At 70.7% G+C, this 25737-nt stretch carries 23 protein-coding genes; 12 read left to right on the forward strand and 11 right to left on the reverse strand.

Features of this window, described 5'->3' with window-relative positions; all coding sequences use genetic code 11:
• Positions 1-7: 7 nt before the first annotated feature.
• From C8E84_RS15650 to C8E84_RS15660, 3 genes are read left to right on the forward strand one after another with little or no spacing between them, the layout of a single operon-like run.
• On the forward strand, positions 8-1300 hold the full coding sequence (locus C8E84_RS15650; protein WP_246196980.1) for an ATP-binding protein: 1293 nt from the start codon (positions 8-10) through the stop codon (positions 1298-1300).
• Positions 1297-2025: a LuxR C-terminal-related transcriptional regulator gene (locus tag C8E84_RS15655; protein WP_159903589.1), complete on the forward strand. Its 729-nt coding sequence runs from the start codon at positions 1297-1299 to the stop codon at positions 2023-2025. The genes C8E84_RS15650 and C8E84_RS15655 overlap by 4 nt, the downstream gene beginning before the upstream one ends.
• A gap of 25 nt (positions 2026-2050) precedes the next feature.
• Positions 2051-2392: a hypothetical protein gene (locus tag C8E84_RS15660; RefSeq protein WP_159903591.1), complete on the forward strand. Its 342-nt coding sequence runs from the start codon at positions 2051-2053 to the stop codon at positions 2390-2392.
• Between the two features lie 35 nt (positions 2393-2427).
• Here the strand turns inward: C8E84_RS15660 and C8E84_RS15665 are convergent, their stop codons facing one another.
• The 3 genes from C8E84_RS15665 to C8E84_RS15675 are packed head-to-tail and all read right to left on the reverse strand — an operon-like array spanning position 2428 to position 4703.
• Positions 2428-2784 (reverse strand): ArsC/Spx/MgsR family protein, encoded by a 357-nt coding sequence (locus C8E84_RS15665; RefSeq protein WP_159903593.1) that lies wholly within the window; start codon positions 2782-2784, stop codon positions 2428-2430.
• A 37-nt stretch (positions 2785-2821) separates the two neighbouring features.
• Entirely contained in the window at positions 2822-3808 is a 987-nt protein-coding gene (locus C8E84_RS15670) for a quinone oxidoreductase family protein (protein WP_159903595.1), read from the reverse strand.
• Positions 3809-3866: 58 nt separating this feature from the next.
• Positions 3867-4703, reverse strand: coding sequence for a uracil-DNA glycosylase (locus C8E84_RS15675; RefSeq protein WP_159903597.1), 837 nt, complete (start codon positions 4701-4703; stop codon positions 3867-3869).
• A gap of 56 nt (positions 4704-4759) precedes the next feature.
• Between C8E84_RS15675 and C8E84_RS15680 the strand changes: the two genes are divergently transcribed.
• Positions 4760-5743: an FAD-dependent oxidoreductase gene (locus tag C8E84_RS15680; RefSeq protein WP_170296292.1), complete on the forward strand. Its 984-nt coding sequence runs from the start codon at positions 4760-4762 to the stop codon at positions 5741-5743.
• Here the strand turns inward: C8E84_RS15680 and C8E84_RS15685 are convergent.
• The gene (locus C8E84_RS15685) at positions 5700-6899 is read right to left on the reverse strand and encodes an ROK family transcriptional regulator (protein ID WP_159903599.1); all 1200 of its coding nucleotides are present in this window, start codon (positions 6897-6899) and stop codon (positions 5700-5702) included. The two genes, C8E84_RS15680 and C8E84_RS15685, sit on opposite strands and share 44 nt — an antisense overlap.
• A 255-nt stretch (positions 6900-7154) precedes the next feature.
• Between C8E84_RS15685 and mmsA the strand changes: the two genes are divergently transcribed.
• The 3 genes from mmsA to C8E84_RS15700 all read left to right on the forward strand — a co-directional run bounded on the left by mmsA (position 7155) and on the right by C8E84_RS15700 (position 11258).
• Positions 7155-8735, forward strand: coding sequence for a multiple monosaccharide ABC transporter ATP-binding protein (gene mmsA, locus C8E84_RS15690; protein ID WP_159903601.1), 1581 nt, complete (start codon positions 7155-7157; stop codon positions 8733-8735).
• A gap of 23 nt (positions 8736-8758) precedes the next feature.
• Positions 8759-10051, forward strand: coding sequence for a multiple monosaccharide ABC transporter permease (gene mmsB / locus C8E84_RS15695; RefSeq protein ID WP_159903603.1), 1293 nt, complete (start codon positions 8759-8761; stop codon positions 10049-10051).
• A gap of 100 nt (positions 10052-10151) precedes the next feature.
• Entirely contained in the window at positions 10152-11258 is a 1107-nt protein-coding gene (locus C8E84_RS15700) for a substrate-binding domain-containing protein (protein WP_159903605.1), read from the forward strand.
• Between the two features lie 82 nt (positions 11259-11340).
• On the opposite strand, the gene arfB is transcribed toward C8E84_RS15700, so the two are convergent.
• Both arfB and ligD read right to left on the reverse strand, forming a co-directional pair.
• Positions 11341-11790 (reverse strand): alternative ribosome rescue aminoacyl-tRNA hydrolase ArfB, encoded by a 450-nt coding sequence (gene arfB / locus C8E84_RS15705; RefSeq protein WP_159905030.1) that lies wholly within the window; start codon positions 11788-11790, stop codon positions 11341-11343.
• Positions 11787-12776 (reverse strand): non-homologous end-joining DNA ligase, encoded by a 990-nt coding sequence (ligD, locus tag C8E84_RS15710; protein WP_159903607.1) that lies wholly within the window; start codon positions 12774-12776, stop codon positions 11787-11789. The genes arfB and ligD overlap by 4 nt, the downstream gene beginning before the upstream one ends.
• A gap of 48 nt (positions 12777-12824) precedes the next feature.
• On the opposite strand from ligD, the gene pcrA reads away from it, so the two are divergent.
• Positions 12825-15248 carry a DNA helicase PcrA gene (gene pcrA, locus C8E84_RS15715; protein WP_159903609.1) on the forward strand — a complete coding sequence of 808 codons (2424 nt, stop codon included), beginning with the start codon at positions 12825-12827 and terminating at the stop codon, positions 15246-15248.
• A gap of 6 nt (positions 15249-15254) precedes the next feature.
• On the opposite strand, the gene C8E84_RS15720 is transcribed toward pcrA, so the two are convergent.
• Positions 15255-15953 carry a M23 family metallopeptidase gene (locus tag C8E84_RS15720; protein WP_159903611.1) on the reverse strand — a complete coding sequence of 233 codons (699 nt, stop codon included), beginning with the start codon at positions 15951-15953 and terminating at the stop codon, positions 15255-15257.
• Positions 15954-16225: 272 nt separating this feature from the next.
• Complete coding sequence (locus C8E84_RS15725) at positions 16226-17167, reverse strand: esterase/lipase family protein (protein WP_159903613.1); 942 nt, start codon at positions 17165-17167, stop codon at positions 16226-16228.
• Positions 17168-17345: 178 nt separating this feature from the next.
• Here C8E84_RS15725 and sucC point away from each other — a divergent pair, with 178 nt between their 5' ends.
• From sucC to purN, 4 genes are all read left to right on the forward strand, one after another.
• The gene (sucC, locus tag C8E84_RS15730; protein WP_159903615.1) at positions 17346-18524 is read left to right on the forward strand and encodes an ADP-forming succinate--CoA ligase subunit beta; all 1179 of its coding nucleotides are present in this window, start codon (positions 17346-17348) and stop codon (positions 18522-18524) included.
• A gap of 34 nt (positions 18525-18558) precedes the next feature.
• Entirely contained in the window at positions 18559-19452 is an 894-nt protein-coding gene (gene sucD / locus C8E84_RS15735; protein ID WP_159903617.1) for a succinate--CoA ligase subunit alpha, read from the forward strand.
• Between the two features lie 137 nt (positions 19453-19589).
• On the forward strand, positions 19590-20885 hold the full coding sequence (locus C8E84_RS15740) for a cell division protein PerM (protein WP_159903619.1): 1296 nt from the start codon (positions 19590-19592) through the stop codon (positions 20883-20885).
• The gene (purN, locus tag C8E84_RS15745; protein ID WP_159903621.1) at positions 20882-21493 is read left to right on the forward strand and encodes a phosphoribosylglycinamide formyltransferase; all 612 of its coding nucleotides are present in this window, start codon (positions 20882-20884) and stop codon (positions 21491-21493) included. Before C8E84_RS15740 ends, purN begins: the two co-directional genes overlap by 4 nt.
• Before the next feature lie 66 nt (positions 21494-21559).
• Here the strand turns inward: purN and galT are convergent, their stop codons facing one another.
• Genes galT through C8E84_RS15760 form a run of 3 tightly spaced genes read right to left on the reverse strand, consistent with a single transcriptional unit; the run spans position 21560 to position 25496 of the window.
• The gene (gene galT, locus C8E84_RS15750; RefSeq protein WP_246196981.1) at positions 21560-22678 is read right to left on the reverse strand and encodes a galactose-1-phosphate uridylyltransferase; all 1119 of its coding nucleotides are present in this window, start codon (positions 22676-22678) and stop codon (positions 21560-21562) included.
• The gene (locus C8E84_RS15755) at positions 22675-23505 is read right to left on the reverse strand and encodes a DeoR/GlpR family DNA-binding transcription regulator (protein ID WP_159903623.1); all 831 of its coding nucleotides are present in this window, start codon (positions 23503-23505) and stop codon (positions 22675-22677) included. The genes galT and C8E84_RS15755 overlap by 4 nt, the downstream gene beginning before the upstream one ends.
• A 2-nt stretch (positions 23506-23507) precedes the next feature.
• The gene (locus tag C8E84_RS15760) at positions 23508-25496 is read right to left on the reverse strand and encodes a beta-galactosidase (protein ID WP_159903625.1); all 1989 of its coding nucleotides are present in this window, start codon (positions 25494-25496) and stop codon (positions 23508-23510) included.
• Positions 25497-25737: the final 241 nt, after the last annotated feature.

Below are 25737 nucleotides of genomic sequence, written 5' to 3' on the forward strand. Positions count from 1 at the left end.
TGGGGGGGTGCCGACACCCTACGAACCCGCTGCAGCGCCCTCGCGCTCCGGGCTGCCGCCGACCCCTGACGCGGGGCCGGCGGGCACGGGGTGGCCGACGGGCCCACCACGACCGCCCCTGGTGCGGGCGCGCGGCCGCGGCTGGACGCCCGGAGTGTGCGCTGCCGTGGCCCGCCACCTCGGGCTGTCGACCCGGGTGGTGCGGTGGACCTTCGTCATCCTCACCTTCATCGGCGGGGCCGGTGTCGTTGCCTACGCCTTCCTGTGGGCCCTGACTCCCGAGGGTGACCTGGCCGACGCCGCGACCGATCAGGCGGCTGTGCCATCCGATCGGCGGCGGTGGGGGTCGATCATCGTCATCGGCGTCGCGCTCGTTCTCGTCGGTGGCGTTCTCGTCCTGCCGGTGCTCGGCGGCTCACTGATCGGCTCGGTGCTCGTCCCTCTGTTCACCATCGCGGTCGGGGCGATCGTCGCGTGGTCCAACCTCGACGACGCCCAACGCTCTCGCTGGCTCGACTCCGGCTCGGGGACCAACCGGTTCGGGTGGATGCGGGTCGCGCTCGGCGTGGGGCTGACCGTGGCCGGCATCCTCGTGCTCGTGACCCGCGGTCAGTCCATCTCGGCGGTGTGGGACGCCCTCCTGGCGGCCATCGCGGTGCTCGTCGGCGCCCTCATCATCGCGGCCCCCTGGGCGCTACGCCTCTGGGGCGACCTCCGGCGCGAGCAGGTGGCCTCCGCTCGCGCGACCGAGCGCGCGGACATCGCCGCGCACCTGCACGACTCGGTGCTCCAGACCCTGGCCCTCATCCAGCGCCAGTCGGGGGATGCCGCTGCCGTCACCCGCCTCGCCCGGGCCCAGGAGCGCGAGCTGCGGTCGTGGCTGTACGACGGACCCCAGGGCTCGCAGTCCACGCTGGCGGCGGCCGTCACCGAGGTCGCCCACGAGGTCGAGGACCTCCACGGACAGGTGATCGACCTGGTCGTCACCGGCGACCGCCCCTACGAGCCGCACGGTGCGGCGCTCGCCCAGGCGATGCGCGAGGCACTGCTCAACGCCGTGCGGCACGGACACCCCCCGGTGACGGCCTACGTCGAGATCGGGCCTGCCGGGGTCGAGGCCTTCGTGCGTGACCGAGGTGCCGGCTTCGACTTCGACGACGTGCCCGCCGACCGACTCGGCGTGCGGCAGTCGATCCTTGGGCGGATGGAACGACACGGTGGCAGCGCCCGCGTGCGCCGCCGCGACGACGGAACCGAGGTGGAGCTGCGGCTGCCACCCCTTCAAGGAGAACAGCCATGACCACGACCTCAGCAGCATCCGGCAGCTCGCCCCGTCCCGCGGTGAGGGTGGTGCTCGTCGACGACCACCGGATGTTCCGCGCCGGGGTCCGTGCCGAGCTCACCGAGGCGATGGCCGCCGCCGGTGGGGCTGCCGCGTGTGAGTTCGTCGGGGAGGCGCCCGATGTCGACACGGCGATCGCGGTGATCCGGGCCGAGCGTCCCGACGTCGTGCTCCTCGACGTGCACCTGCCCGGTGGCTCGGGCAACGGTGGTGCCGACGTCATCCGCGGCTCCTACGGGGTCGAGACCGATGCGGGGGCGCCGGTGCGTTTCCTCGCGCTCTCGGTCTCGGATGCCGCGGAGGACGTCATCGCGGTCATCCGCGCCGGGGCGCGGGGGTACGTCACCAAGACGATCGGGGCGCGCGACCTCATCACCGCCATCCGGCGCGTCGCGGACGGGGATGCCGTGTTCTCGCCGCGGCTGGCCGGGTTCGTGCTCGACGCCTTCGGGGCGGCTGCCGGCGAGATCGCCGAGGTCGACGAGGAACTCGACCGGCTCTCCGCGCGGGAGCGCGAGGTGATGCGCCTCATCGCCCGCGGCTACCAGTACAAGGAGGTCGCCAAGGAGCTGTTCATCTCCGTCAAGACGGTCGAGACCCACGTGTCGTCGGTGCTGCGCAAGCTGCAGTTGTCGTCACGGCACGAGCTGACGGCGTGGGCCATGGGGCGGCGTCTGCTCTGACCCGGTGGTCTCCTAGGCTGCTCCCATGGAGATCGTCGAACACCTGCTCGTCCTCGTCCACCTGCTCGGCATGGCCGCGATCGTCGGCAGCGCCGTGTTCGTCGCCCGTGGGACGGTCACGCCCGCTCTGGTCTGGGGCGCGCGGGCCCAGCTGGTCACCGGCCTGCTCCTCGTCGGTCTGGCCGAGATGGGCGACGGCGACGTCAACCACGCCAAGGTCGGAATCAAGCTCCTCGTCGCCATCGCGGTCGCGGCCTGCGCCGAGATCGCTGCGGCCACGGCGAAGAAGGGTGACGAGCGGGCTCAGCTCGTCACCGCGGCGGGTGCCTTGGCGCTGCTCAACACCGCGATCGCCGTCCTGTGGTGACGCGCGGGCGGTGAGCCTGTCGCTCGCCGGCCCGGTCAGGAGTCGAGGAAGTCGGCCACGCGGTCCTTGGGTCGGCCGATGATCGCCCGATCGCCCTTGACGAGCACGGGCCGCTGAAGCAGTCGAGGATGCTGCACGAGCACCGCGATGACCTGCTCGCGAGTCTGCACGTCGGCGTCGGTGAGCCCGACCTGGGTGAAGAACGCGTCGCGGCGCACGAGATCGGTCGCGGGGTCCTCGAGCTTGTCGAGCAGGTCGGCCAGGGCCGCGGCGTCGAGTGGCTTCTTCAGGTACTCGACGACGTCGGCGGCCACGCCGGCCGAGGCCGCGGTCTCGGTCGCGAACCGCGAGGTCGAGCAGTTCCGGTTGTGCAGGATCGTCACGTCACTCATGGCGTCACGGTAGCCCCTGCGTCACCGCACCTCTGCGTCACGGGATGAAGATCAGCTTGCCCTGGCTGCGTCGTGCCTCGAGATCTGCGTAGGCGGTGCTGGCGTCACTCAGCGGGTAGCGGCCCCCGATGCTCACCCGCAGGCTGCCGTCCTCGATGGACTGGAAGAGCTCGCCGGCCCGCCAGGCCAACTCATCGGGCGTGGCGATGTGGTGGGGCAGGCTGGGCCTCGTCACGAAGAGCGACCCTGCGGCATTGAGTCGTTGCAGGTCGAACGGCGGAACCTGGCCGGAGGCGCCGCCGTAGAGCGCGAGCAGACCCCGCGGCTTCAGCGAGGCGAGCGAGGCGTCGAAGGTGTCCTTGCCGACTCCGTCGTACGCGACGTCGACCCCGGTGCCGCCGGTGGCCTCGCGGACCGCGGCGGCCAGATCGGTGACGGTGCGGTAGTTGATCGTGTGGTCGGCGCCCAGCCCGGCGGCGGTGGAGCACTTCTCGTCACTGCCAGCGGTGGCGATGACGGTTCCGCCGAGCGCCTTGATCATCTGGACGAGCAGTTGGCCCACCCCGCCGGCAGCCGCGTGCACGAGTGCGGTCGTGCCCGGGCCCACCGGGAAGGTGCTGCGGGTCAGGAAGTGGGCCGTGAGTCCCTGCAGGAGCGAGGCTGCGGCGGTCTCGAGGTCGACTCCGTCGGGAACGGTCACGAGCCCGTCAGCCGGGACGCACGCCTGGCTGGCTGCGCTGCCGTCGGCGAAGGGCCATGCCACGCGATCCCCGGGTGCCACGCCGTCGACGTCAGGGCCGACGGCGATGACGACACCGGCTCCCTCGCGGCACAGCACGAAGGGGGTCGGCGTCGGGTAGATGCCTTCGCGCTGGTAGACGTCGATGAAGTTGATGCCGGCCGCGGCGACCGCGATCAGGGCCTCGCCGGGGCCGGGTACCGGAGTCTCGCGGTCCTGGACCTCGAGCACCTCCGGCCCTCCGGGGCGGGTGACGACGAGGGCGCGGGTGGTCGACTGACTCATGGTCGCCAGCCTAGAACTTTCTGGGCACCGCACCTACCGTCGAAGGGGCAGAGGCCCGTCAGGAGCGCAACGAGAGCAGCACGGCATCCAGCATCTTCGGCGTCAGCCGCCCGGTGTACGTGTTGTGCGGGCTCACGTGGTAGCACCCGACGAGCCGGACCGCCCGCCCCTGCGGCGTCCGCAGGGTGGCCTCCGCCGCGTGCCCGAACCGCGGCTTCGGACGCGGCACCCCCCACCCGAGCGCCCGGGCCGCGCCGAGGGTGGCGTCCCAGCCGATCGCCCCGAGGCACAAGATCGCCCACAGGCCCGAGGCCTCGGTGAGCTCGAGGTCGCGTTCGAGCCAGGCCGAGCACGTGGCCCGCTCGGTGGGGGTCGGCTTGTTGGACGGTGGGGCGCACCGCACCGCCGCGACGATCCGGATGCCCGTGAGTGCCTGCCCGTCCCCGGCGCTCACCGAGGTCGGCAGCGCGGCGAACCCCGTGCGGTGCAACGCGGCCCACAGCACGTCACCGGAGGGGTCGCCGGTGAACATCCGTCCGGTGCGGTTGGTGCCGTTGGCCGCCGGTGCGAGCCCGACGAGCAGCACGTCGGCGTCCGGGTCGCCGAACGACGGGCCGGGCCGCCCCCAGTACGGCTGGTCGGCGAACGACGCCCTCCGGCCGGTACGGGCGACGTCCTCACGCCAGTTCACGAGTCGGGGGCAGGCTCGGCACACCGAGACCCGCGCCTGGAGATCGGGGATGCCGTCCGCCCCCGCGGCGAGTCGCCTCACCGCGGCAGCGGTGCGGGCAACAGGGGTCGAGGCCGTCGCCGGATCGCCCGGCCACCCCGTGCCCGGTGGCACCGGGCTGTCGAAGAGCTGCCCGGTCACCGGGTGGGGGGCCTGCTCGTCCATGGCTTCACCCTGACACCGAGGGCCCCGAGAGGGAACCGATGCGCGAGGATCACCTCATGGCAGAGGTGACGGTCGTCGGTGGAGGTGTCGTGGGGCTGACCTGTGCCCTCGAGCTCGCACGCGCCGGGCACGAGGTGCGCTGCGTGCGGGACCAGCCGGTCGCCGAGACGGTGTCAGCGGTGGCCGGAGGGCTCTGGTTCCCGTACCACGTCGAGCCGCGGGACCGCGTGGTCGCGTGGGGCGCCGTGGCTTTGACCCGGTTCGCCGACCTGGCGAGCGACCCGGCATCCGGGGTGATGATGCGCGAGGGGCTGCTCGTGGAGCGGGGGTCGGCCGATCGCTGGTGGACCACGAGCGTCCCGTCGTGGCGCGAGGCGTCGGCCGCCGAGCTGCCACCGGGTGCCACCGGGGGAGTGGTCGCGACCGTTCCGCTCGTGACGATGCCCGTGTTCCTGCCGTGGCTCGAGGCGCAGTGCGTCGACGCCGCAGTGGAGTTCGAGCAGGCCCACGTGAGCTCCCTCGACGACCTCGAGGGCGACGTGGTCGTCGTCGCGGCCGGGCTGCGGTCGGGCGCCCTGGTGGACGACGACGCCGGGATGCCGTCGCGTGGCCAGGTCGCGCTGCTGGAGAACCCCGGGCTGACCCGCTGGCTCATCGACGACGACCACCCGGACGGCCTGCTCTACGTGCTGCCGCACCCGGGGTGGGTCGTGTGCGGCGGAACGGATGTCAGCGGTTCATGGGACACCGAACCCGACCCGCAGGTGCACGCGGCGATCGTGCAGCGGGTTCGTGACGCCGTCCCCGCGCTCGCGGCGGCCCGGGTGATCGGACCCCGCGTGGGGTTGCGCCCGGTCGCGCCCGAGGTGTCGCTCACGGCATCCGACGTCGGAGGGCGGACGGTGGTGACCAACCACGGTCACGGCGGCGCCGGGGTCACCCTGTCGTGGGGGTGCGCCGAGGAGGTCGTCCGCCTCGTCGAGGAGGCGGTGCGGGTCAGCCCGTCAAGACCTGCGGTCGACCCCAGGGCCGGTAGCTGAGCTCGCGGCAGGCCACCGCCACGCAGCCAAGCAGCTCGGAGCGGCGCCCGAGCTCGGCGATGCGCACCTCGACGGACTGCGCGATCGCGGGCTGCGTGTAGCGCCTGATCGACTCGCGCACCCCCTCGGCCAGCGGGCTGCCCACGGTGCTCAGCTCCCCGCCGATGATGATGCCGCGCGGGTTGAGCCAGTTGCACAGGTCCGCCAGGACGCGACCGACCGTGCGCCCGGACTCCTCGACGAAGCGCGCGACGGCTGGGTGCTCGGCAGCATCGCGCAGGGGGAAGGCGTCATCGTGCGGCGTCAGGCCGGCATCCGCCATGAGGCTGTGGACGAAGGTCGATGACGCGACCGTCTCGAGGCAGCCGCGGTTGCCGCACCGGCACCAGTCGCCCTGGTCGGAGACCTGGGTGTGCCCGACCTCCCCGGCGAGTCCGTCGACACCCGGGTAGGGCAGGCCCTGGAGGATCAGGCTCGCACCGACGCCGTCGCCCAGCTTGACGTAGACGAGGTCGCGGATGCCGCGAGCCGCCCCGTAGCGCAGCTCACCCTGCGCTCCCATGTCGGCGTCGTTGGCGACGACGACGCGCCACCCGAGTAAGCGCGACAGCTCGACCTGCGGGTTCACGCCCACCCAGTCCGACATGATCGACATGGAGCGGATCTCGTGGGTGTGCGAGTCGATCGGTGCGGGGATGCCGGCCGCAGCGCACCGGATGTCCGACGCGGCGATGCCCGCGTCGTCGAGCAGGGCGCCGACGATCTCGACCGCGGCGTCGAGCGAGGCCTGGGCCTGGCCGTCGACGTCCAGGTGGGTCCACCGCTCGGCAATGACGTGTCCCTCGGCGTCCGCGACGGCCACGGCCACGTGGTTGTGGCCGAAGTCCATGGCGACGACGTGGCCTCGGGGCGTGCTCGGCACGAGCATGGCCGACGGGCGTCCGCGACCGGAGCCGCGCCCACCCGGGGGAATGAGGTCCTCCTCGATGACGCCTTCGTCGAGAAGCTCCTGGACCACGGCCGCCACGGCGCTGCGCGACAGGCCGGTCACCTGACCGAGGTCGGCCCTGGTGGGGGGCGGTCCCTGACGGATCAGCGCCGTCACCTGCTCCTTGGTGCGGTGCCGACGGCTCGACGCGGGCTGCTCGGACTCCATGACAGGACTCTAGGATCAGAAATAGGCCATTGACAAGAGTTATTCCCAACGATATTGTCCGATAAAACTTCATAAGTCGTAGGACCCGGGGCCGGCGCCACAGCGCCACGACTCCGGTTCAAGGTGACGATTTGAGAACGTGCGTAGACACTTCGCTCCAGCCTCTACAGGCCGTCACACCGCTCTGGCACACTCGGCAACCGACGCTGGCGTCGTGCTGGATCACCCCCACTCAAGCTGTGCAAAGGAGCACACATGACATCACCAGAGGGATCGGGCGCAGGTCGGCCCGACTACATCCTCGAGATGCGGGACATCACCAAGGAGTTCCCCGGGGTCAAGGCCCTGTCCAATGTCGACATGGCGGTGAGGCGTGGTGAGATCCACGCCATCTGCGGTGAGAACGGCGCCGGGAAGTCCACCCTCATGAAGGTCCTGTCCGGGGTGCACCCCACGGGGTCCTACACGGGCGAGATCCACTTCAACGGCAAGCTCGCCGAGTACTCCAACGTCCGCGACAGCGAGCGCGACGGGATCGTCATCATCCACCAGGAACTCGCGCTCATCCCCGAGCTGTCGATCGCCGAGAACATCTTCCTGGGCAACGAGCGCGCCTCCAAGGGCGGGGTCATCGACTGGTTCAAGACCCGGCAGATGGCTGCCGAGCTCATGGAGCGGGTGGGGCTGTCCGAGGACCCGCTCACCAAGACCAAGGACATCGGCGTCGGCAAGCAGCAGCTCGTCGAGATCGCCAAGGCGCTGTCCAAGGAGGTCAAGCTCCTCATCCTCGACGAGCCCACGGCCGCCCTGAACGAGGGCGACTCGCAGCACCTGCTGCAGATCATGGACGGGCTGCGTCAGCGCGGCATCACCTGCATCATGATCAGCCACAAGCTCAACGAGATCGAGCAGATCTCCGACGCCATCACGATCATCCGCGACGGCAGGACGATCGAGACCCTTCGCGTCGACGAGGGTGGTGTCGACGAGAACCGGATCATCCGAGGCATGGTCGGCCGTGACCTCGAGTCGCGCTTCCCCGAGCACACCCCGCAGATCGGCGAGGTGTTCTTCGAGGTCAAGAACTGGCGCGTCCAGCACCCGACCCGGGCCGACCGCCTCGTCTGCAAGGACAGCTCCTTCGTCGTCCGCCGCGGTGAGATCGTCGGGTTCGCCGGCCTCATGGGCGCCGGCCGCACCGAGCTGATGCGCAGCATCTTCGGTCGCTCGTACGGCACCGTGCTCGGCGGGACGATCACCAAGGACGGCAAGGACCTCGTCCTGCACCACGTCGCCGACGCCATCCACGAGGGCATCGCCTACGTCACCGAGGACCGCAAGACCCTCGGCGTCAACCTCCTCGACGACATCAAGACGACGACGGTCTCGGCCAACCTCAAGCGGATCACCCAGGGACTGGTGGTCAACTCCAGCGAGGAGTACCGCTACGCCGAGGAGTACCGCGTCAACCTGCGCACCAAGGCTCCCAACGTCGACGAGGGTGTCTCGAAGCTGTCCGGTGGCAACCAGCAGAAGGTCGTGCTCGCCAAGTGGCTGTTCACCGAGCCGGACCTGCTCATCCTCGACGAGCCGACCCGCGGCATCGACGTCGGGGCGAAGTACGAGATCTACGGGATCATCCAGCGGCTGGCCAGCGAGGGCAAGGGCGTCATCGTCGTGTCCTCCGAGCTGCCTGAGCTGCTCGGCCTCTCGGACCGGATCTACACCCTCTTCGAGGGCCAGATCACCGGTGTGCTCGACAAGGCGGAAGCCAACCAGGAATCCCTCATGAAGCTGATGACGAAGGCCCGGACGACCGCGTCCGTGGCCTCCTGACGACAGACAGGACCCCGCGAGACATGAATGTCATCAAGAAGATCGTTGGCGGAGACTCCCGCCAGCTGGGCATGATCTTTGCCCTGATCGCCCTCATCGCCTTCTTCCAGTGGCGCACCGGCGGCCTCACGCTCACCCCGGACAACGTCAACAACATCATCCAGGGCAACGCCTACGTGCTCGTCCTGGCCATCGGCATGGTGCTCGTCATCATCGCCGGCCACATCGACCTGTCGGTCGGGTCGATCGCCGCGTTCGTCGGCATCGTCGTCGCCCTGGCGATCACCGACTGGGGACTGCCCTGGCCCATGGCGGTCCTCCTCGGCATCGGCGTCGGTGCCCTGTGTGGCGCTTGGCAGGGCCTATGGGTCGCCTACGTCGGCATCCCCGCGTTCATCGTGACGCTGGCCGGCATGCTCATCTTCCGCGGCCTCAACCAGTGGATCGGCAAGTCCAACACCGTCCCCGTTCCCGAGGGCTTCCAGGTCATCGGTGCCGGCTCGCTGCCCGAGTGGGGCCCGAACACGGGCTACAACAACCTCACGCTGCTGCTCGGCATCGCCGGGTGCGCCGCGATCATCGCCGGGGCCCTGCGCAGTCGCGCCAAGCTCACCAAGATCGGCGCCGACGTCGAGGAGTCGTGGGTCATGTGGACGCGGCTGGCACTCATCTCCGCGGTGATCATGGGCGTCATGATGATCATCGCCTCCGGGCGCAAGGGCTTCCCGGTCTCCGGGCTGATCCTCGTCGCGCTCGTCATCGGCTACGGCTTCCTGGCCAACAAGATGATCCTCGGCCGGCACATCTACGCCGTCGGTGGCAACCGGCACGCGGCCGAGCTCTCCGGTGTGAAGTCGAAGAAGGTCAACTTCTTCGTCATGGCCAACATGGCGGTGCTCGCCTCGCTGGCCGGCATGATGTTCGTCGCCCGCTCCAACGCCTCCGGTCCGTTCGACGGTGTCGGCTGGGAGCTCGACGCGATCGCCGCCGTGTTCATCGGTGGCGCAGCAGTCACCGGTGGTGTCGGCACCGTCGTGGGGTCCATCGTCGGTGGCCTCGTCATGGCCGTGCTCAACAACGGCCTCCAGCTGCTCGGCATCGGCGCCGACCGCACCCAGGTCATCAAGGGTCTGGTGCTGCTCATCGCCGTCGCGTTCGACGTCTACAACAAGTCGCAGGGCAAGCCCTCGATCACCGGGCTGCTCATGCGGAACAAGACCGCAGCCGCCCCCGCCGCCCCCGCAGCCGTGGATGCCGGCAACCCCGCGTCCGCTGCCGTGACCGACACCTCGACGGTCGTCAAGACCGAAGGCTGATCCACCACCTCGGTCGCCGCGACCCGGCATCCGACCTCCGCAGTACCTGACACAAACACCACCCGCGTTCACGCGAACGCACCCCACAGAAAGAAGAACCATGCGATCACTCACCAAGGCCGTCGCCGTCACCGCGGCGCTGGGTCTGGCTCTCACCGGCTGCGGCCGCTCCGAGGAGGCCACCCCCGAGGCATCGGGTTCCGGCTCGACCGCGGCAGCCGGCGGTTTCCCCGCTGACTCCGCGATCGGCATCGCCCTTCCGCAGAAGACCTCGGAGAACTGGGTTCTCGCCGAGAACCTGTTCAACGAGGGCCTCACGTCCGCCGGCTTCAAGGGCGACGTGCAGTTCGCCAACGGCGGCGTCTCCGAGCAGCAGAACCAGATCCAGGCCATGATCACCAAGGGTGCGAAGGTCATCGTCGTCGGTGCCATCGACGGCGCGCAGCTCGGCACCCAGCTCAAGGCGGCCAAGGACTCCGGCGCCACCGTCATCGCCTACGACCGTCTCCTGACGAACACGGCCGACGTCGACTACTACATCGCCTACGACAACTTCAAGGTCGGCCAGCTGCAGGGTCAGGCCCTGCTCGACGGCCTCGCCATGAAGAAGCCGGCCGGCCCGTACAACATCGAGCTGTTCGCCGGGTCGCCCGACGACAACAACGCCAAGGTGTTCTTCGACGGCGCCATGGAGGTGCTCAAGCCGAAGATCGACGACGGCACCCTGAAGGTCGTCTCCGGTCAGCAGAGCTTCGAGCAGGCCGTCACCCAGGGCTGGAAGGCCGAGAACGCGCAGAAGCGCATGGACACCCTCCTCGCCGGTTCCTACACCGGGTCCACCGCGCTGGACGGCGTCCTGTCGCCCAACGACACCCTGGCCCGCGCGATCATCACCTCGGTCAAGGCCGCCGGCAAGCCGATCCCGGTCGTCACCGGTCAGGACTCCGAGGTCGAGTCGGTCAAGTCGATCATGGCGGGCGAGCAGTTCTCCACGATCAACAAGGACACCCGCAAGCTCGTCGAGGAGACGATCGCCATGGTCGTCGCACTCCAGAAGGGTGAGGAGCCGACGATCACCGACACCACGTCCTACGACAACGGCGTCAAGGTCGTCCCGGCCAACCTGCTCGAGCCGGTCATCGTCACCAAGGCCAACGCCGCCGAGGCCTACGCCAACGACCCGGTGCTCGGCCCGCTGACCAAGTGAGCCACGGCCTCCGGGCCACGAAGCACCACTCGATCGGCCCGTCTGCTCCGGCAGGCGGGCCGATCGCCGTCTGCGGCGCGGCTCAGGGCTCGGATGCCGGTCGCGCGCGTTTCGCCTTCGTCTCGCCCCGGTGCCGTTTGGCGGCGAGGCGACGTTCCGTCGAGCCACGGGTGGGGCGGGTGGCTCGACGCGGAGCCGGCGGAGGGGCCATCGCGGTGCGCAGCAGGTCAGCCATCCGCTCGCGGGCGGCCACCCGGTTGCGGCGCTGCTGGCGGTGCTCGGAGGCGGCGACGACGAGCAGGCGACCCCCGACCAGTCGCGAGTCCAGGACGCGCAGCACCCGTTCGCGTTGCGTGTCGGTGAAGGCCGAGCAGGTCACGACGTCGAGCTCGATCTCGACGCGGCTGTCAGCGGTGTTCACCCCCTGGCCGCCGGGCCCCTGCGAGCGGGAGAACCGCTCGACGAGCTCACCTGCGGGAATCGTCAACCCCTTCGGAACGCCCGGCCCGGGCGCGATGACGAGGTCCATCAGGTCCGGCCCGTGTCGTCCTCGGGCTCGGGGGCCGGCGGCGCCCCCTGCGCCTCGTCGCGCTCGGCCCACTCCAGCAGCGGGGCGAGGTCGAACACGGCGCCATCGATACCGGCGTGCAGGTCGCCGAGGGTTGCGAACCTGGCCGGGACGGTGGCGATGGTGAGCTCTCGTGGCTCGACGTCGTCGATCTCGTCCCAGCGGATCGGTGTCGAGACCGTGCCGGTGTCGTTGCCACGAACCGAGTAGGCGGCCGCGATGGTGTGGTCGCGGGCGTTCTGGTTGTAGTCGATGAAGACGGCTCCGGGGTCGCGGTCCTTGCGCCACCACGTGGTCGTCACGTCGTCGGGCAGGCGGCGTTCGACCTCGCGGGCGAAGGCCAGGGCGGCTCGGCGCACGTCGCCGAACCCGTGGTCGGGAGCAATCCGGACGTAGACGTGCAGGCCGCTGCCGCCGCTCGTCTTCGGCCACCCGACGGCGCCGAGCTCGTCGAGCACCTCGCGGGTGACCTGCGCCGCGCGGCGCACGCGGGAGAACGGGGCGTCCGGCATCGGGTCGAGGTCGATGCGCCACTCGTCCGGCTTCTCGGTGTCGGCGCGTCGGCTGTTCCACGGGTGGAACTCCACGGTGCTCATCTGCACGGCCCATGCCACGTCGGCCAGGCGGGTCACGCACAGCTCGTCGGCGTGCAGGCCGTAGCGCGGGAAGTGCAACCGCACCGTCTCGACCCACGGCGGGGCGCCACGGGGGAGTCGCTTCTGGTGCACCTTCGGCCCGCTCACCCCGTCCGGGAAGCGGTGCAGCATGCAGGGCCGCTCGCGCAGGGCCCGCACGATGCCCTCGCCGACGGACAGGTAGTAGTTCACCAGGTCGAGCTTGGTCTCGCCCCGGGCCGCGAAGTAGACCCGGTTCGGACTGGAGACCCGCACGTCGAAGCCCTCGACGTCGAGGATGACGGGCTCCCCGAACTCACCCTTGCGCGAGGCCATGACCGACACCGTATGCCGTCAGCGGGGGGACGTAGGGTTGGCCACGACATGAGCACTCTTTTCGATGGCCTCGACTTCGGTGAGCTCGACCCTGCCAAGGTCGACGCCTCCGGGGTTCCGACGTGGGCCCAGGCCGCGGCTGCCGGGCGCGGGCCTGACGGCGGCCCCGCCGCCGGCGCCGGCGAGCGTGGGCCGGTGCGCACCGACCCCGAGGAGCTGCTCGTCGGCCTGAACCCTCAGCAGCGCGAAGCCGTGCTCCACGACGGTGGGCCGCTGCTGATCGTCGCCGGTGCCGGGTCGGGCAAGACCCGGGTGCTCACCCAGCGCATCGCCCACCTCATGGCCGCCCGCGGGGTGCAGCCGGGCCAGATCCTCGCGATCACGTTCACCAACAAGGCCGCCGCCGAGATGCGCGAGCGGGTCTCCGCCCTCGTCGGCCCGCGGGCCAAGGCGATGTGGGTGATGACCTTCCACAGCGCCTGCGTGCGCATCCTGCGGCGCGAGGCCGACAAGGTCGGCATGCGCTCGACCTTCTCCATCTACGACGCCGCCGACTCGCAGCGCCTGATGTCGATGGTCCTGCGCGACCTGGACCTGGACCCCAAGCGCTACAACCCGCGCTCGTTCAGCCACCAGGTGTCCAACCTCAAGAACGAGCTCATCGACGAGGAGACGTTCGCCAGCCGTACGGGCGAAGCCAGCCCGCACCAGGAGCAGGTGCTGGCCGAGGCCTACTCGATGTACCAGCGCCGCCTGCGTCAGGCCAACGCCATGGACTTCGACGACCTCATCATGACCACGGTCCACATGTTCCAGGCCTTCCCCGACGTGGGCGAGCACTACCGCCGGCGCTTCCGCCACGTCATGGTCGACGAGTACCAGGACACCAACCACGCGCAGTACCAGCTGATCCGTGAGCTCGTCGGGTCCGACCAGACCAGGGCAGAACACGGCGTCGAACCCAGCGAGCTCGTCGTCGTCGGTGATGCCGACCAGTCGATCTACGCCTTCCGCGGGGCGACGATCCGCAACATCGAGGAGTTCGAGGTCGACTACCCCGACGCTCGCACGATCCTCCTCGAGCAGAACTACCGTTCCACCCAGACCATCCTGCAGGCCGCCAACGCGGTCATCGCCCGCAACGAGAAGCGGCGCAAGAAGAACCTGTGGAGCGAGAGCGGTGACGGGGCCCGCATCGTCGGCTACGTCGGCGACAACGAGCACGACGAGGCCTCGTTCGTCGCGCGCACCATCGACCGCCTCGGTGACGAGCACGGCATCCGGCCCCGTGACGTCGCGGTGTTCTACCGCACCAACGCGCAGTCGCGGGCGCTGGAAGAGGTCTTCGTGCGCGTCGGCCTGCCCTACAAGGTGGTCGGTGGCACCCGGTTCTACGAGCGCCGCGAGGTCAAGGACGCCTTGGCCTACCTGCGGGTGCTGTCCAACCCGACCGACACGGTGAACCTGCGCCGCATCCTCAACGTGCCCAAGCGAGGCATCGGGGACCGCGCCGAGGCGTGTGTCGGCGCCCTCGCCGAGCGTGAGCGGATCCCGTTCGTGGCGGCGCTCGGCCGCCCCGAGGACGCCCCCGGCATCGCCACCCGGTCGGTGACCGCCATCAAGGGGTTCACCGCTCTCCTGGAGAGCCTCGGGCAGGTGCGTGACGACGAGGATGCCGGGGTGGCCGACCTCCTCGAAGCCGTCCTCGACCGCTCGGGGTACGTCGCCGAGCTGCGCGAGAGCCGCGACCCGCAGGACGAGACGCGCGTCGAGAACCTGGCCGAGCTCGTCGCCGTCGCGCAGGAGTTCGACGAAGCCCGCCGTGAGACCGGCGAGGTGATCGCCCTCGAGGACTTCCTCGAGCAGGTCTCGCTCGTCGCCGACGCCGACGAGATCCCCGACACCGAGGAGGCCGAGGCCGCCGGGGTGGTCACCCTGATGACCCTGCACACGGCCAAGGGCCTGGAGTTCCCCGTCGTCTTCCTCACCGGCATGGAGGACGGCACCTTCCCGCACCTGCGCAGCCTGGCCGACCCCAAGGAGCTCGAGGAGGAGCGCCGACTGGCCTACGTCGGGATCACGCGGGCCCGCGAGCGTCTGCACCTGTCGCGGGCAGCAGTGCGCTCGGCGTGGGGGGCGCCGCAGTACAACCCGCCGTCACGCTTCCTCGACGAGATCCCTGCCGAGCTGCTCCAGTGGGAGCGCGAGCTCTCCGGGGCGGCTGCCGTGGGCCGTCGGGACCAGCGTCCCGCCGTCGCGACCCTCGCCGCTCGACCGGGTGTGCGCTCGCCGGGCAACCGGCCGGTCATCGCGTTGTCGGCAGGGGACCGGGTGACGCATGACAGCTACGGTCTCGGCACGGTGGTGCGCACCCTCGGAGAGGGTGACAAGACCCAGGCCGAGGTCGACTTCGGCGGTGACCTCGGGGTCAAGCGCTTCGTGCTGCGCTACGCCCCGCTCGAAAAGCTCTGACCGGCCTCAGCCGACGAGGATGCCCTTCTTCTTCAGCCAGGGGTAGGGGTCGATCGCGTCGCCGCCACCGGGGTGGATCTCGAGGTGCAGGTGCGCCCCGAACGACCGCCCGGTGTTGCCCACGGCGCCGACGACGTCGCCGGGCAGGACGTTCTGGCCGGACTTGACGTCCATCCGGCTCATGTGGTGGTAGGTCGACGAGGTGCCGTCCCAGTACTTGATCTCGACCTTGTTGCCGGCGACCGAGCTGTAGGCGGCGTGCACCACCACGCCCTTGGACATCGCGTACAGGGGGGTGCCGGTCGGCGCCGCCACGTCGATGCCGTTGTGGTTGCGGCCCCATCGGGGGCCGAAGTCGGAGGTGTGGCGCCCGGTGCGGATCGCCTTCACCCACTTCTTGCCGTTGCGCTCGGCCTCGGCCCGGGCCTTGGCCTTCTCGGCCGCCTTGCGCTTGGCGTCTCGGGCAGCGCGGACCTTGGCCTCGACGCGCCCCTGGAGGGCCGCCGTCTGCATCGAGGAGTCCTGTCGGCGCACGGCGAGGTCGATGACCGTCGCCTCGTCGGCAGCCTGCTCCGTGCGCGCCGTCTCCGACTGTGCTCCGGAGAGGTCGAGCGTCAGCGGGGCAGCCACCGGAACGGCGGACTCAGCCATCGTGGCGCCGGTCGCCGTCACCACGAGGGCTGCGGCCGCGGCCGTCGGGAGCACGAAGCTCGAGCTCAGGGATCGAGGCAGGCGCGCACTGCGAGCCGGACGGTGCCGACCGGCATAGTGACGCCCTTGATAGGACGAAGAACTCAAGAGGGTCCTCAAGGGTCAGGGGAAACTGGGCTTGGTTCAGACTACCGTGACCATTCCGTGACACAAATTCCGCGTCCACAGGCTGGCCCCCTCAGGTACTCGCGCGCGGGTGCCCCATGCCCCTGACGTGGGCTTTTGGCGCTCCCGTGATCCCCGTCACGACCAGGAGCGCCGGGCCGTCATTCGTCGCGGACGAGGGGGGTGACGCCCGAGCGCACGGTGCTGCCGTCGGCATCCAGGTGCGCCAGGGCGGTGGAGATACCGTGCACGACCTCGCCGAGCATCGGCAGGGTGAGGTGCCCCGCGCCGTGGAGGCGCACGTTGCGGGCGCTGAGGTCCTGGTGACGCAGGGCGGCGGCCCGCTGCGGCACGATCGCGAGGTCGGTGTCCGACCAGTAGGAGATGAACCGGGTGCGGCAGCCCCGCACGGGGCGGGCCAGCTCGCGCATGAGCCCGCTGCCGGGCCGCATCTGCTCCATCAGCCGTGTCGGCACGGCGTATGCGGCATACGTGCCGGTGTGGGGTGTGCCCAGGGTGACGAGGGTGTGTACCCGGGCGTCCCCGCCGAGCCGGGTGACGTAGTAGCGGGCGATGAGGCCGCCGAGGCTGTGCCCGATGATGTGGATGCGCTCGAAGCCGGTCTCGGCGACGATCTGCTCGACCTCGGCCCCGAGGCCGGCTGCCGCGGACCGCACGTCGGTGAGGATCGTCGAGTAGTTCATCGCGAAGACGTTCGAGAACCCGCGACGGGTCAGCCCACGCCGCAGCAGCGTGAAGATCGACCGGTTGCTGACGATGCCGTGGACGAGCAGGATCGGGGTCCCGGCGGCCTCGATGTTGGAGACCAGCAGGCCGCGCTGCACGGGCGGCAGGTGCTCGAGCCGGTACGCCGGCCCGGTGCGCGAGGCGCGGCTGCCGACCAGGCCGAGCGGCCACGTCGCCACGTGGGCCGTCATCCAGGCCGCCTCCACGGCGCAGCCGGCGAGCACCGCAGGGTCCAGGGCCGACCGCGAGAGCCCCACCACGGCATCCACGGTGGCCCGCGCGCGACCCAGCACCGTCACCCCCGTGGGGGCGGTGTCCTGCTCGGGGTCGGCCACCGGCCGCAGGGAGTTCGCCATGGCTCTCCCACTGTAGGGCTCGGATGCCGTGCGCGCCGGTCGTCGCGGACCCTGACCTTCCAGCGTGAGAAGCGTCCCACCCGGCGCCCTGTGCCGACCTCGGCTGCCCAAGAGGCTGCCGACCCCGTTAGGCTCCCCACCGGACCACCTACTGCCAACAGCAAGGACGGATCGCCCCGTGGATCTCTTCGAGTACCAGGCCCGTGACGTGTTCGAGAAGCACGGTGTGCCCGTGCTCGCCGGGGCCGTCGCCACGACCCCGGAACAGGCCCGAGATGCGGCCGAGCGCATCGGCGCGGCCAGCGGCGGGGTGACCGTCGTCAAGGCCCAGGTCAAGGTCGGTGGCCGGGGCAAGGCCGGCGGCGTCAAGGTCGCGAAGTCCGTCGACGAGGCGCAGGAGCACGCGGCCGCGATCCTCGGCATGGACATCAAGGGCCACACCGTGCACCAGGTGATGATCGCCCAGGGGGCCCGCATCGACGAGGAGTACTACTTCTCGATCCTGCTCGACCGCGCGAACCGCACCTACCTGGCCATGTGCTCCAAGGAGGGCGGCATGGACATCGAGCAGCTCGCCGTCGAGCGGCCGGAGGCCCTGGCGCGCGTCGCCGTCGACCCCAACGTCGGCATCGACGACGCCAAGGCCCGCGAGATCGTCGAGGCGGCCGGCTTCGACGCCGAGACCGCCGCGAAGATCGAGCCCGTGCTCAAGACCCTCTGGGCGGTCTACCGCGACGAGGACGCCACCCTCGTCGAGGTCAACCCCCTCGTGCGCACCGAGGACGGCGACATCGTGGCGCTGGACGGCAAGGTCTCCCTCGATGCGAACGCCTTCTTCCGCCACCCCGAGCACGAGGCGCTCGAGGACAAGGCCGAGACCGACCCGTTGGAGGCCGCCGCGAAGGAGAAGGACCTCAACTACGTCAAGCTCGACGGCTCGGTCGGCATCATCGGCAACGGTGCGGGTCTGGTCATGAGCACCCTCGACGTCGTGGCCTACGCCGGCGAGGAGTTCGGGGGTCAGAAGCCCGCCAACTTCCTCGACATCGGCGGCGGCGCGAGCGCCGAGGTCATGGCCAACGGGCTGCACATCATCCTTTCCGACCCGCAGGTCAAGAGCGTCTTCGTCAACGTCTTCGGCGGCATCACCGCCTGCGACGCGGTCGCCAACGGCATCGTCGGGGCGCTCGACGCGCTCGGCGACGAGGAGGACCGTCCGCTGGTCGTCCGCCTCGACGGCAACAACGTCGAGGAGGGTCGGCGCATCCTCGCGGAGCGCAACCATCCCCGAGTCATCATCGAGGCCACGATGGACGGCGCCGCGCGCCGTGCCGCCGAGCTGGCTTCCCAGGCCTGACCCACCCGAGCGCGAAGAGAGACGTAGACAACCCATGGCCATCTTCCTCACCGCAGACTCCAAGGTCATCGTCCAGGGCATGACCGGCTCCGAGGGCATGAAGCACACGCAGCGGATGCTGCGCTCCGGCACCGACGTCGTCGGCGGAGTCAACCCCCGCAAGGCCGGCACCACGGTCGAGTTCGAGGGCGGCAGGACCGTCCCCGTGTTCGGCAGCGTCGCCGAGGCGATGGCGCAGACCGGGGCTGACGTCAGCGTCATCTTCGTGCCCGCTGCCTTCACCAAAGCCGCCGCCATCGAGGCCGTCGACGCCGGCATCCCGCTCGCCGTCGTCATCACCGAGGGTGTCGCCGTCAAGGACACCGCCGAGTTCTACAACTACGCCAAGGACAAGGGCACGACCCGCATCATCGGGCCGAACTGCCCGGGCCTGATCAGCCCCGGTGCCGCCAACGCGGGCATCATCCCGGCCGACATCTCCGGCCCCGGCCGCATCGGGCTGGTGTCGAAGTCGGGCACCCTGACCTACCAGATGATGTACGAGCTGCGGGACTTCGGGTTCTCCACGGGCGTCGGCATCGGTGGTGACCCGATCATCGGCACCACCCACATCGACTGCCTCGAGGCGTTCCAGAACGACCCCGACACCGACGCCATCGTCATGATCGGCGAGATCGGTGGCGACGCCGAGGAGCGGGCCGCGGCCTACATCAAGGACCACGTCACCAAGCCGGTCGTCGGCTACGTGGCGGGCTTCACCGCCCCCGAGGGCAAGACCATGGGCCACGCAGGCGCCATCGTGTCAGGCTCCTCGGGCACCGCGCAGGCCAAGAAGGACGCCCTCGAGGCGGCCGGGGTCAAGGTCGGCAAGACGCCGTCCGAGGCCGCTCACCTGATGCGCGAGATCATGCAGGGCCTCCAGGCCTGACCGGACTCACACCCCGCACTTATTGCACTGCAGCCACCCGGATCCGGGTGGCTGCAGTGCAATACGTCGCGAGTAGTCGGGGTGCGGCACGGCGTTGCTCAGCCACTGTCGGCCTCTCCTCGCGCACACTGGTGCAGATGTCTGTCGTCGACCGCCTCCGCTCCGCCTTCCCCGGCTCCACCGACCCCGGGGACGACGCCGAGCCCACCGACGGCTCGACCCCGCACCCCCTCGAGTCCGCCGAGACCGCCGAGACCGCCGAGACCGCACCGTGGTGGCACGCCACCGCCGTCGGCCTGGTGACGGGGCTGGCCTCCCTGCTCATCGTGCTCGCACCGGTGGTGCTGGCCTGGCTCACCGACCCGATCGAGGGCAGCACCGTGTCGCAAGCCGTCGGCACCGGCGCAGCGTTCTGGCTGCTCAGTTCCGGCGGGCACCTCTCGATGGGGCCGGTCGCGCTCTCCCTCGTGCCGCTGCTGGCTCTGGCCCTGCTCGTCGTGGTGGCGCGGCGCGGCGCCGGTGAGGCTCTGGCGGAGGTCACCACCGAGGGCGAGCACTGGCGCGGCCTGCTCCCCACCCCGCTCGCGACCGCCGTCGGCGCATGGTGGGGCGGGTATGCCGTCGCCGTCGCCGCGGCGGTCGGGCTCGCCACCCTCGGGCCGTTCTCCGTCTCCGCGCTCAGCCTCGTGCTACCGCTGGTGCTCGTCCCGCTCCTCGCCGTCGCCCTGGCCGTGCGCCCCCTCGTGCGCGACGAACCCGACGTCCTCGGGCCGGTGCTCGACCCCGACCGTGTCCCCGACCTGGTCCGCCGCGGCATCCGCCCGGGCCTGGCGGGAATGCGGGCGCTGTTCGCGGTCGGGGCCGTCGTCGTCCTGGGCGCCGTCGCCCTCTCGTGGGGCGAGGTGTCCACCATCTCGGCAGAGGTCGGCGCCGCGGGTGTCGGCAGCGTGGTGCTGGCACTTGCCCAGCTCGCCTACCTGCCGAACATCTGCGTGTGGGTCATCTCCTTCCTCGCCGGCCCGGGGTTCCAGGTCGTCGAAGGTGGCTCCGTCACCTGGTCGGGCTCGGAGGGTGGCCTGCTGCCGATGGTTCCGGTGCTCGCAGCCCTGCCCCAGCCCGGGGCGTTCCCTTGGTTCGTGGCCCTCAGCGTGCTCGTCGTCGTGGGCGTGGGCTGGTTCATCGGGCGGCGTGCGCTGCGCGAGGTCGCCCGGCTGTCACGGCTTCGCACCAAGGCAGCGGTTGCGCTGTCGGCCTGCGCGGTGACGGCGGTGGTCGTGGTCGCTCTCGACCTCGTCGCCGGCGGTGCGGCCGGGCAGTTCCGACTGTCGGCTGTGGGCGCACCCGACCTGAGCCTGTTGTTCGTCCTCTTCCTCGAGCTGTCTCTCGGCGCACTGGTTGCCGTGCTGCGCGACGCCTGGACCCTGCGGCGATGACCGACCCGCTGCGCCTGGTCGTCCTCGTCTCCGGCTCGGGCAGCAACCTCCAGGCCCTCATCGACGCTGCCACAGACCCCGGCGCTCCGTTCCGGGTGGTCGCCGTCGGGGCCGACCGCGACGGCACCCTCGGCCTGGAGCGTGCGGTGGGCAACGGCATCCCCACGTTCGTCTGCCGGGTCCCCGACTACACGACCCGCGCCGACTGGGACGAGGCGCTGGCGCGCCTGATCTCGGATGCCGCCCCCGACCTCGTCGTGTCAGCGGGCTTCATGAAGGTGCTGGGCCCCACGGTGCTGGCCCGCCACCGGGTGATCAACACGCACCCGGCGCTGCTGCCGAGCTTCCCCGGCGCCCACGGGGTGCGGGACGCGATGGCGCACGGCGTGCGGGTCACGGGGTGCACGTGCCACTGGGTCGACGCAGGCGTCGACACGGGGGCGATCATCGACCAGCGGGCCGTGCGCATCGAGGACGACGACACCGTCGAGACCCTGCACGAACGGATCAAGGTGCTCGAACGCGACATGCTCGTCGAGGTCGTGCGCGCGCTGGCGCAGCACCGCACCTGGCAAGGCCCCGACGGGTTGAGCTCCGGTCGAGAGTAGGGGAATCGCCGCGCGGGGCTCGGGCCAGACGGCGTGTCGCCTACTCTCGACCGGGCGGAGCAGCCGTCAGTCGGCGAGGGAGCGCAGTCGCGCGGCGATTGCCTCGGGCCGCGCGTCGTTGACCCAGCCGCCGACGCCGCTCTCGGACCCTGCGAGGAACTTCAGGGTTCCCGGTGCGCGCAGCACCGAGACCACCTGGAGGTGCAGGCGCGAGACCTCACGGCCCTGGCGCACCGGGGCCTGGTGCCAGGCGGCGATGTAGGGCAGTGCGACGGGGCCGCCGTCCTCGGTGCGGTGGTAGCGGTCGAGGCGATCAAGCAGGTCGAGGTAGACCGTGGCGAGGTCGTCGCGCTCGGCGTCGTCGAGGGCGACCAGGTCGGGCACGTCGCGGTGTGGAGCGAGGTGGACCTCGACCGGCCAGCGGGCCGCGTAGGGCACGTACGCGGTCCAGTGGGTGCCGGTGATGACGATGCGCGAGCCGTCGGCCTGCTCCGCGCGCAGCAGGTCGGAGCCGAGCAGGCGACCGGTGCGGGCGTGATGGGCCTGGGCCTGCGCCAAGATCTCGCGGCTGCGGGCCGGCAGGTAGGGGTAGGCGTAGATCTGACCGTGGGGGTGGTGCAACGTGACCCCGATCTCCGGGCCACGGTTCTCGAAGCAGAACACGTGCTCGACCTCGGGGATCTGCGAGAGCCGGGCGGTGCGATCGGCCCAGGCGTCGATGACGGTGCGCACCCGACGCGGTGACAACGACCGGAAGCTGGTGTCGTGCTCGCTGGTGAAGCACACGACCTCGGTGCGGCCCAGCGCGGCGCGGTGCTCGAAGGGGGCCTCACCGGGGGCGTCGTCCACCGCCACGGGGGCGTAGGACGGGAAGCGGTTCTCGATGACGACGACGTCATAGTCGGGGTCGGGGATCTCGGTCGCGATGCTGCCGCGGCCGGTGGGGCACAGCGGGCACTCGTCGCGCGGGGGCAACAGGATGCGGTTCATCCGGTGGCCGGCGACCGCGACCCAGTCCCCGATGAGCGCGTCGTAGCGCAGGTGCCCGGCGGCGGCCCGCTCAGGCAGGGGGCGGTCGTCGTCGGTGGTGCGCGGCGGGGCGCCGGGGGTGTCGTCGTAGTAGATGATCTCGCGGCCGTCGGCCAGGTTCCGCACGGTGCGCCGCACCGTCGTGGTGGCGCTCACGACCGACCACCGTTCGCGGCGTCGCCGGCCTGCCGGGCGCTGGTCAGGTGGGTCCCGGCCACGTCGGCGAGCAGCAGGTGGTCGACGCTCTCCTCGAGGATGCCGCGCGCGCGCGACGGCACCCCCGCGTCGGTGATGAGGGTGTCGACCTCGTCCAGCGCCATGAACGTCGAGAGGCCGACGATCCCCACCTTGGTGTGATCGGCCAGCACGCACACCGAGCGACTGGCACCCACGAGGGCGCGGTTGGTCTCGGCCTCGACGAGGTTGGGGGTGGTGAGCCCGGCGTTGCGGTCGATGCCGTGGGCGCCGAGGAAGAGGCGGTCGACGTGCAGGCCCTTCAGGGCGGACACGGCGACCGGCCCGACGAGGGCGTCGGACGGGGTGCGCACCCCACCGGTGAGCACGACCACGTGGTTGCCGCTGCCCTCGTGGAGCAGCTGGGCGACCGGGACGGAGTTCGTCACCACCGTGAGGGCGGGGACGTTGCGGATGGCCCGGGCGAACTCGTACGTCGTCGTCCCGGCGGAGATCCCGATGGTGGCCCCGGGCTCGACGAGGGCAGCCGCTGCCAGCGCGATGGCGTGCTTCTCCGCGGTCATCAGCGAGGACTTCGCGCTGAACCCGGGCTCGTCGGCGGCCCGTGGCAGCAGGGCGATGGCGCCGCCGTGCACCCGCTCGAGCAGCCCCTCGGCGTCGAGGCGTTCGATGTCGCGGCGCACGGTCATGTCGGACACGCCGAGCTGGTCCACGAGCTCGGACACCCGCGCGGCGCCCGCTTCCTCGACGAGCGCGAGGATGGCGGAACGGCGCTGGCTGGCGAGCACGCTCACCCCTCCCTCACCACGGCCGCGGTGCGCGGCGACAGGTGGAGCGTCGGCCCGACGTCGGTGCTCGACACGAGGTCGTGGCCGGATGCCGTGACCTGGCAGGCGTCGTCGGTGTGGTTCAGCACGAACAACCAGCTGCCGGAGTCGGATCGGCGTCGCACGACCTCCACTCCCGGCGAGGTGCGCACCACCGACTCGACGCCCGACTCGCGCAGGACGGTGTCCAGCAGGGAACCGAGGGAGGCGTCGTCGGGGAGGGTGCCCAGGTACCAGGCGACCCCGGCGTCTACGTCCCGACGGGTCACGGCCGGACGTCCGGCGAGGGGCCCGTTCGCGTAGGTCGTGACGACCTGCGCGTCGGTGGCCGTGGCGTCCTCGCTCCACTGCGAGCCGGTGCCGCCGTCCGAGAGCGCGACGGACTCCCGCTCCCTCAGCGGGAAGAACTCCTCGACGCGCACGCCGAGCAGGTCACGGAACGCCCCCGGGTAGCCCCCGAGCCGGACGTGGTCGTTGGCGTCGCTGATCCCGGAGAAGTAGGTCACGACCACGTGCGCGCCGGCGGCGGCAGCGGCGGCGATCGACGCGGCATCCTCGTCGGACACGAGGTAGAGCGTCGGGACGACGACGACGCGGTAGCGCGACAGGTCGGACGACGGGTGCACGACGTCGCAGGTGACCCCGCGGTCGCGCAGCAGCCGGTGGATGGTGTGCGCCGCGGTGGCGTAGTCGAGGGCGCTGCTCGGCATGCACGGGCCGCTCATGGCCCACAGGGCCTCGTAGTCCCACAGCACCGCGACGTCGGCGTCGACGCGGCTGCCGAGGACCTCGCCGAGCCGGTCGGCGATCGCCCCGAGCTCGCAGACCTCGCGGAAGCGGTCACTGTCCTCACCGGCGTGGGGGACCAGGGCCGAGTGGAACTTCTCCGAGCCCGACCGCGACTGGCGCCACTGGAAGAACCCCAGGGTGTCGGCGCCGCGGGCCACGTGGGCGAGGGAGTCCAGGATCGTGCCTCCGGGCACCTTGGCGGGGTTGACCTGCTGCCAGTTGACCGCGCTCGTCGAGTGCTCCATGAGCATCCACGGACGACCCCCGGCCAGCCCGCGGGTGAGGTCGCCGTGGAAGGACAGCTCGGCCTGGGGGTGCTCGAGGCTGTTGACGACGTAGTGGTCGGTGCTGACGACGTCCTGGTGCGGCGCCCAGTCGTGGTAGTCGAGGAAGCGGAACTGGCTCATCGTCATGAAGTTCGTCGTGATCGGCACGGCGGGGGAGTGCCGGCGGATGACCTCGTACTCGCTGCGGTAGAAGTCGAGCAAGGTGTCGGAGCCGAAGCGTGAGTAGTCGAGCACGTGGGTCGGGTTCGCGAACGTCGTCGTGATGCGCGGCGGGAGGATGTCGTCCCACGAGGTGTAGCGCTGGCTCCAGAAGGCCGTGCCCCAGGCGTCGTTGAGCGCCTCGAGGGTGCCGTGGCGCTGCTCGAGCCAGCGTCGGAAGGCGACGGCACAGGTGTCGCAGTAGCACGGCAGGTTGTGGCAGGCGTACTCGTTGGAGACGTGCCACATCGCGAGCGCGGGATGGTCGTGGTAGCGGGAGGCGAGGCGCTCGGTGAGGGCCAGTGCGAACTCCCGGTACAGCGGCGAGGACGGACACCAGGACTGGCGGCTGCCCGGCCACAGGGTGTGGCCCTCCCGGTCCACGGGGAGGATCTCGGGATAGGCGGAGGTGAGCCAGGGCGGGGGCGTCGCGGTCGCCGTGGCGAGGTCGACGGCGATGCCGTGCTCGCCGAGCAGGTCCATGATGTCGTCGAGCCAGTCGAAGCTGTACTCGCCCTTGCTGGGCTCGAGCCATGACCACGAGAACACGCCGAGCGTGACGAAGCTGACGCCGGCCTGCGCCATCAGGCGCAGGTCGTCGAGCCACACCTCACGGGGCCACTGCTCAGGGTTGTAGTCGCCGCCGAAGGCGATTCGGTTCTCGGGCCACTGACGCATGGTTGCCAGTCTGTGACCTTGAACAAACATCTGTCAACAATTATCAACAGCCCATCTCCCTCGACTCGGCGAACCGCCCTCGGTGCCCGGAGCGGCCCGATTCCTGTATGCAACGGGCGATTTGTTGCACGGTGGGCGCGACGATCGTGTCGAATCCGTAACCAACACCCCTTGACAGCGGCTGCCTCTGGCCAGAACACTCAGGTTCGTAGATGTTCGTTTCTGATCGAAGTTGTCAGAA

The sequence above is a fragment of the Ornithinibacter aureus genome (assembly GCF_009858245.1).
Classification (GTDB): domain Bacteria; phylum Actinomycetota; class Actinomycetes; order Actinomycetales; family Dermatophilaceae; genus Fodinibacter; species Fodinibacter aureus.